The sequence below is a fragment of the Luteibacter sp. P4_E6 genome, from assembly GCF_056401535.1.
The window spans coordinates 1-6728 of record NZ_JBFUJE010000208.1; the positions used below are offsets into that span (position 1 = coordinate 1).

The following is a 6728-nucleotide window of genomic DNA, read 5'->3' on the forward strand; positions in this document are numbered from 1 at the left end:
AGCTCGTACGCATCCGGGACATGACAGCCTACGTGCGCGCCGCACCGAACCGCCGTGGCGGTGTTCCGCGCTGGATGGGCGGACGCCTTCCGCTTTCCGGCGAACTCTCGGACGAACTTCGCCGCACCTTAACCGAAGGCGCTCCGCACAGTGCCGAAATGCGCACCCTCGCTCCCCTGCTCGCGATCCAGCGACGTCACTCCGCCGTTCCTGCCGTCGACGAAACGCTATGCGAACGTACCCGCACGCGCGAGGGTGACTATCTGTTCCTGTTTCCCTTCGCTGGACGCCTCGCGCACGAGGGCCTCGCTGCTCTGCTCGCCTATCGTCTCGCCCGCCTCCATCCCGGCGACTATGGTTACGCGGTGAATGATTACGGCCTGGCCCTCACGGCGGCGCGCATGCCGACGCTCGACGCAGAAGCGATGCGGCAGTTGCTGCATCCGGCACGCCTGCGCACGGATATCCTGGCCAGCGTCAACCTCACCGAACTGGCTCGGCGGCAGTTCCGCGAGATAGCTCGTGTCGCGGGGCTTGTTTTCAACGGCTATCCCGCCGCGGGAAAGACGCTGCGACAACTCCAGGTATCGAGTGGCCTGCTGTTCGACGTCCTGCGCCGGCACGACCCGACCCACCCCCTCCTCTGGCAAGCCGAGCGCGAGGTGCTCGACCAGCAACTCGACTACACGCGGTTACGCGCGTGCCTGCTGCGGGTCGCGCGCTCGCACCTGCTCTGGCGCGAACCGAAACGACTCAGCCCATTCGCCTTTCCGCTATGGGTCGAACGCCTGCGCGGTGGCATTGCCACCGATGACTGGAAGAGTCGCGTCGAACGCATGCGGGCCACGCTCGAAGCGGATGCCGACACATGATGACGCTCGACATCGTCGTCGCCGGTGAACGTCTCACGCTGCACGCGCAGCGCGCGGTGTACTGGGCAGCCGCGCGTACCCTGCTCGTGTCCGACGTGCATTTCGGCAAGGGTGCCGTCTTCCGTCGCGCGGGCATCGCCGTTCCCAGTGGCGACACCGACGACGACCTCGCACGCCTGGATGCCCTGATTCACGAGTTCGCACCGGAACGTCTCGTCGTCCTCGGCGACCTCGTCCACGGTGCCGCCACGGAACGGAGTGCGTGGGTGGACCGTGTGCGTGCGTGGCGCCGCTTCCACGCGGACATCGACGTGCTGCTGATCGCCGGCAACCATGATCGCCACTTCGATGTTCGCTCGCTCGGTATCGACGTGGTCCCGGACCGGCTCGATGTCGCGCCGTTCGTGTTCTCGCACCATCCGCATCCGCACACTACCGGGTACACGCTGGCCGGCCACGTACATCCCGGCGTCGTCATCCGCGACGGCTGGCGCAGGCATCGTCTGCCTGCGTTCGTCTTCGACCGCGATGTCGGCATGTTGCCCGCCTTTGGCACCCTCACCGGACTTTACGAGGTCACCGCCGCCCCCGGCCGGCAGATTGTGGCCGCTACACCAGCCGGTCTCGTTCCTGACATACGCTAGCTGGCATACTTTGCGGACCACCTGACATGGAGAAGCGCATGAAGCGTCTGTTCGTTGGTTTGGCAGCCCTGGCCATCGCCGGCGTGGCGAGTGCCGGCGGCCCCGGTGCGGTGCGCAAGCGCGTCGAGGCCAGCATGATCCTCACCGGCAGCGTCACCGTCGCGCCGGATGGCAGCGTGGCCTCCTATGAGATCGACAAGAAAGACAAGGTGCCCGCCGACGTGCTCGGCCTGGTCCAGAATACAGCTGCCGCGTGGCGTTTCGAGCCGGTCCTGCGTGACGGCCACGCCGTCAATGCGCGAGCGCCCATGAGCTTGCGCATCGTGGCGCGTCGTGAAGGTGCCGACAGCAGCGACTTCGTCGCCCGCGTCGCGGGTGCCACGTTCGGTGACGAACACAAGGACGGCGAGCAGATCAGCTATGCCGAGCGAAAGGCGCCCGGCTATCCCATGGCCGCCGTGGCCGATCGCGTCGAGGGCGTCGTCATCCTGTTGATGAAGGTCGGACACGACGGCAAGGTGGTCGATGTCAGCGCCGAGCAGGTGAACCTGGGCGTGGTGGGATCCGATCCCGATATGCGCGTCTGGCGCAAGGCCCTTGCCGGTCCGAGCGTACTCGCGGCCAGGGACTGGACCTTCCACATTCCGAGCAGCGGGCCGCATGCGAACGACCCGTTCTATATTGTCCGCGCGCCGGTGATGTTCAGACTCAACCGCAATGGCGCCGCCGCCGACACCTACGGGCAGTGGACCGCGTACGTGCCGGGCCCGAAGGAAACGGCTGACTGGGTAAAGGAAGACCGCAAGGATAGCGGCAGCACGGACGCGCTACCGGACGGGCAGCTGTCCCTCGTCGGCAGCGGACTGAAGCTGCTCACGCCTGTTAGTTCCTCCTGAAGAGCCTCAGTCATCAAGGCTTCGGCGGCCGCCTTGCCATGCGGTGAGGCGACCGTGCCATCGCACGATCCGTTCAGCTCAGCGCCGTAACCAGCGCGCGAACGGTTTCTTCATCGGTACGAATCTCACCGCCGCCCATGCCGAGATCGTCCGAGGGCGTTCGACGCATCCCGGACGGCAGGCGACGCTTGGCGGAGGCGTGGAATTCGCGTGCTCGGGTCACATTACGCAACGCGGCCACGTTGTCGGGCTCGATGCCCGCGCCAGGCATGACGACGATGCGACCGCCCGCCTGTGCCACCAGGCGCGCGATGGACGAAGCACCCGCCACGGCGCTGTGCATGCCGCCTGAGGTGAGCACACGTTCGAAGCCCAGTTCGATCACCGTCTCCAGCGCCGCGCTGCGATCGGCGACGAGATCGAAGGCACGATGGAAGGTGACGCCCATCGAACCGGCAGCCTGCAGGAACAACTGGCAGGCCTCGGCATCCACTTCGCCCTCGGCGGTCAGTGCACCGACGACCACGCCATCGCAACCGAGGTCCGCGCAGTGGGCAATGTCGTCGAGCATGGATTCGATCTCGGCGTTCTCGTAGAGAAAGTTTCCCGCGCGCGGCCGGACCAGCACGTAGAGAGGGATGTCCAGACCCTCCCGTGCCAGTGCGATCGTGCCATGGGACGGCGTCACGCCACCTTCGTCCAGGCTCGCACATAGCTCCACGCGCCCGGCGCCACCGGACTGCGCGGCGAAAGCGGAAGCGATCGAGTTCGCGGCAACTTCCAGCAGGGCCATGGTCAATACGTGCTCTTGCCGGGAATCAGGGTGTCCTGCTTCTTCGCATCGCACACCGCGTAAGAGAAGCCGGACTGGATTGCCCACGCGCCGACGTTGCCTTTCTTGTCCATGGCAAGGAAGCCGACCTGGAGATCCTTCGCGTCCGGCTTGCGGCGGAGGATGCGCTCGACCGCCTCCCGGCAGGCGTCCTCGGGCGATCGGCCCTGACGCATGAGTTCAACCACGAGGAAGCTGCCGACGTTGCGGATCACTTCCTCACCGACGCCGGTGGATGTCGCGCCGCCGATGTCGTTATCGACGTAAAGACCCGCGCCGATGATCGGACTGTCACCGACGCGACCGTGGATCTTCCAGGCCATGCCGCTGGTCGTGCAGGCACCGGACAGGTTGCCCTTCGCGTCGATCGCGAGCATGCCGATKGTGTCGTGATTGCTTGCATCGCCCGGCGTTCCGCCCGGACCGGCGTTATAGGTCTTGACCTCGCTGTTGGCAGACGGCTTGTACTTCGCCGTCTTCAGCCATTCGTGCCAGGCCTTATCCGATTCCGGGGTCAATAGTTCCTCGCGGGGGAAGCCCTGTTCGATCGCGAACTGCGTGGCGCCGTCACCGACGAGCAACACGTGCGGCGTGCGTTCCATCACGCGGCGTGCCACGGAAATGGGGTGCGCGATGTGTTCCATTGCGGCCACCGCGCCGCAGTTGCCGTGCTCGTCCATGATGCTGGCGTCCAGGGTCACCTTGCCRTCGCGATCCGGATAACCGGCGCGGCCGACACTGTGATTGCGCAGATCCGCTTCGGGAACGCGCGCGCCCTGCTCCACCGCATCCAGTGCGCGGCCACCCCCCGAGAGGACTTTCCACGCTGCCTGATTGGCGGCGACGCCGAAGTCCCAGGTGGAGCAGACGCGCGGAACCATCCCACCCGATGCCGCCGGCGGCTCGCCCCTGGCAAGGCTCTTGGTAGCAAGGGCCACCCCGGACGCGATCGTCGCCCCCTGCAGGAATCGTCTGCGGTCCATGGACATCCTCGTTCTACGGCGCACCGTTTGCGCCCTCCCCGATGGTCGCATGYGACACGTGTGAGGTGCCACCGCGCCGGGCATCCTGCAGCGCCATCGACCGCGTATAGACGGACCGCGACAGGATGGCGCCCAGGATCGTCAGCATGGCTAACACCGCGAGCACAAGGATGAGGATCGATCCGCGGATGGGCTGTCGGTGGCGCCTCAAGGGCCCGGGCCTCACCGGGACACGACCTGGCTGAAGCGGCGACGGTCGCGCAGGGTCACGGTGATCTCCAACGCACGGGCCCGGTCCCCGTGCCATTGCAGAAGCGGCCGGCGATCAGTGAGTCCCTCGTGCGCGGGAATGTCCGCAATTACCTCAAGCGACGCAACGCCGTCGACGTACGTCTGGCAGACGTTATCGCAACGACGCAGCTCGTCCGCGACCAGCCACGCGACGTTTCCTGCCAGCAAGGCAGGCATGTCGTACTCCCTGGCCATCGCCTTCTTCGGACAGTCGCGTGCCTCCGTGCACATATGCCATTCATCGGCGAGCTGCAGATCGCGGACGATGGCGGCCAGCGCCAACCATGCCCGGTCTTCATCACGACTTGCGATCAGGTGTCGTTGCAACGCGATACCGGCCGCCGCGAGCGACATCGTCGCCATGACCGCGACGATCGAAGCAATACACAACCCCACGCTCAGCTCGACGAGACTGAAGCCACGGGCTCTCACAATCTGACACGCCATGCCAGCACCTCTCGCCCCTGCCGGGTCATGCGGATGTCACACGCTTCCGCCACATCGCATTGCACCCGGCCGTCCGCCGCCGGCCCGAGGTGTGTCGTCAGTGCTTCGCGAAAGCGCCGCATGTCGTCGGAGGCCAATGCGGCGGCATCGCAGGCATGAACGCAGCTCGACGCATCCACCGACACCGTGTAGTGACCTCCCGCCACACCGGCCCGGTTGTATCGCATGCGGGCCGCCAGGCTTGAAGCCATCGCATCCGCCGCCAACACCCGCGACACCTGCGCGTCGGCAGCGAGGCTCTGCGCGAACCATGCGCCGGTCGCCGCCGTTCCGATCGAAAAGATCGACATGGCGACGAGGGATTCGACGAGTGAAGAGCCACGACTATGCATGGGCCCACGTTCGCCCGATGAGGCGCTCGGTGATGCCCGGCCTTTCCGCAGCCTTCGTAAGCCCGAAAGCGGACCTGCCGAGCGCGTTCGGAAGACTCTCACGTAGGCGTGCTGCTGCCCTGGCCCGCGCGATCGCTCACTGACCCCTGGTACTTCGCCACGACGTTATACAGTTTACCTGTACAGTTTTTCTGTATTCATGATATCGTCCGCCCATGGCCAAGCCCTCTGCCGCCTCCGAAGCCCCATCCCTTGCCCCACTGGCCGCCGAACTACGAATTACCGGCGGCAAGCTGGTCAGGCGCTTAAGGGAGCAATCGCATCCGGGCGACTTCACGTCGTCGCAGAAGTCCGTCCTGCTCCGTCTCGACCGCGACGGCGCGGCTACCGTGTCGGCGTTGGCTCGTGCGGAAGGCGTGCGGCCCCAGTCCATGCGCATCACCGTGGCCGGGCTCGAAGCGATGAAGGCTATCGCCGGCAGACCCGACCCGACCGACGGGCGGCAAACCCTCGTCGACCTGACAACGGCCTTTCGCAAGACCATCAAGGCAAGTCGCGCCGCCAAGGACGACTGGCTCGTCCGCGCCCTGCACGCGCAACTTTCTCCCGTCGAACAAAGCGAGCTCGCCGCCGCGATACGACTGCTGCAGCGACTCACCGACTTCTGAGCCCATCGCGGCCCGCTCCAGGAAACCACAGCAATGGCATGGCTTGATCTCGTGTCCTATTTCTTCGCGGGTCTCTTTTTCACGAACGCCATCCCTCACTTCCTCAGCGGAGTGACCGGACGAGCGTTTCAGAGTCCCTTTGCGAAGCCGCGGGGGAAAGGTCTTTCCTCCTCGACAATCAATGTGTGCTGGGGCTTCTTCAATCTCGTCGTCAGCTACGCACTCATCCGGCGCGGCGGCAATTTCGACTGGAGGGCCACCGGCGATGTCGCAGCGCTCGGCCTCGGCGTCCTGCTCATGGGCCTGCTGTGCGCGCGACTGTTCGGCCGCTTCCACGGCGGCGATACCTCGACGCCTTCGTGAGCGCCACTGCAACGGGCATCCTCGCACCTCGCGCATGGCTCGCCTTCGGCTTCGCGGGCTCGGCTTCGCCGTCGCTCTCTACACTTTAGCGTCTCGCGGGGAGACCTTGGTGCCCACCCTCGCGGCTCAGACACGTCCTCCGCGTTCGACAAGGAAAGGCCGCTCACGCGGCCCATGGCTCTATTTGGCCTACGGCCGCGCAGCGGCCTTTCCGCTACGAAACGCGGAGGACGTGTCTGAGCAGCGAGGGTGGGCACCAWGGTCTCCCCGCGAGACGCTAAAGTGTAGAGAGCGACGGCGAAGCCGAGCCCGCGAAGCCGAAGGCGAGCCATGCGCGAGG

Annotated in this window: 8 protein-coding genes and 1 pseudogene; 5 read left to right on the forward strand and 4 right to left on the reverse strand. The window is 65.9% G+C overall.

What is annotated here, in order from left to right:
• From AC1DT2_RS13155 to AC1DT2_RS13165, 3 genes and pseudogenes are all read left to right on the forward strand, one after another.
• A pseudogene (locus tag AC1DT2_RS13155) lies at positions 1-872 on the forward strand (DNA ligase-associated DEXH box helicase); the annotation flags it as partial.
• Positions 869-1516, forward strand: coding sequence for a ligase-associated DNA damage response endonuclease PdeM (pdeM, locus tag AC1DT2_RS13160; RefSeq protein WP_213950173.1), 648 nt, complete (start codon positions 869-871; stop codon positions 1514-1516). The pseudogene AC1DT2_RS13155 and the gene pdeM, both read left to right, overlap by 4 nt.
• Positions 1517-1554: 38 nt before the next feature.
• The gene (locus AC1DT2_RS13165; RefSeq protein ID WP_477296730.1) at positions 1555-2412 is read left to right on the forward strand and encodes an energy transducer TonB; all 858 of its coding nucleotides are present in this window, start codon (positions 1555-1557) and stop codon (positions 2410-2412) included.
• A gap of 73 nt (positions 2413-2485) precedes the next feature.
• On the opposite strand, the gene AC1DT2_RS13170 is transcribed toward AC1DT2_RS13165, so the two are convergent.
• From AC1DT2_RS13170 to AC1DT2_RS13185, 4 genes are all read right to left on the reverse strand, one after another.
• Positions 2486-3205: a copper homeostasis protein CutC gene (locus AC1DT2_RS13170; RefSeq protein WP_477296731.1), complete on the reverse strand. Its 720-nt coding sequence runs from the start codon at positions 3203-3205 to the stop codon at positions 2486-2488.
• A 2-nt stretch (positions 3206-3207) separates the two neighbouring features.
• Positions 3208-4227, reverse strand: a complete 1020-nt coding sequence (locus tag AC1DT2_RS13175) for a glycosylasparaginase (RefSeq protein ID WP_213950170.1) — start codon at positions 4225-4227, stop codon at positions 3208-3210.
• A 222-nt stretch (positions 4228-4449) separates the two neighbouring features.
• Entirely contained in the window at positions 4450-4965 is a 516-nt protein-coding gene (locus tag AC1DT2_RS13180; RefSeq protein WP_477296733.1) for a PulJ/GspJ family protein, read from the reverse strand.
• Positions 4947-5357: a type IV pilus modification PilV family protein gene (locus tag AC1DT2_RS13185; protein ID WP_477296734.1), complete on the reverse strand. Its 411-nt coding sequence runs from the start codon at positions 5355-5357 to the stop codon at positions 4947-4949. Before AC1DT2_RS13185 ends, AC1DT2_RS13180 begins: the two co-directional genes overlap by 19 nt.
• A 215-nt stretch (positions 5358-5572) precedes the next feature.
• On the opposite strand from AC1DT2_RS13185, the gene AC1DT2_RS13190 reads away from it, so the two are divergent.
• Positions 5573-6025 (forward strand): MarR family winged helix-turn-helix transcriptional regulator, encoded by a 453-nt coding sequence (locus tag AC1DT2_RS13190; RefSeq protein ID WP_477296735.1) that lies wholly within the window; start codon positions 5573-5575, stop codon positions 6023-6025.
• A 33-nt stretch (positions 6026-6058) separates the two neighbouring features.
• On the forward strand, positions 6059-6388 hold the full coding sequence (locus AC1DT2_RS13195) for a hypothetical protein (RefSeq protein ID WP_477296736.1): 330 nt from the start codon (positions 6059-6061) through the stop codon (positions 6386-6388).
• Positions 6389-6728: the final 340 nt, after the last annotated feature.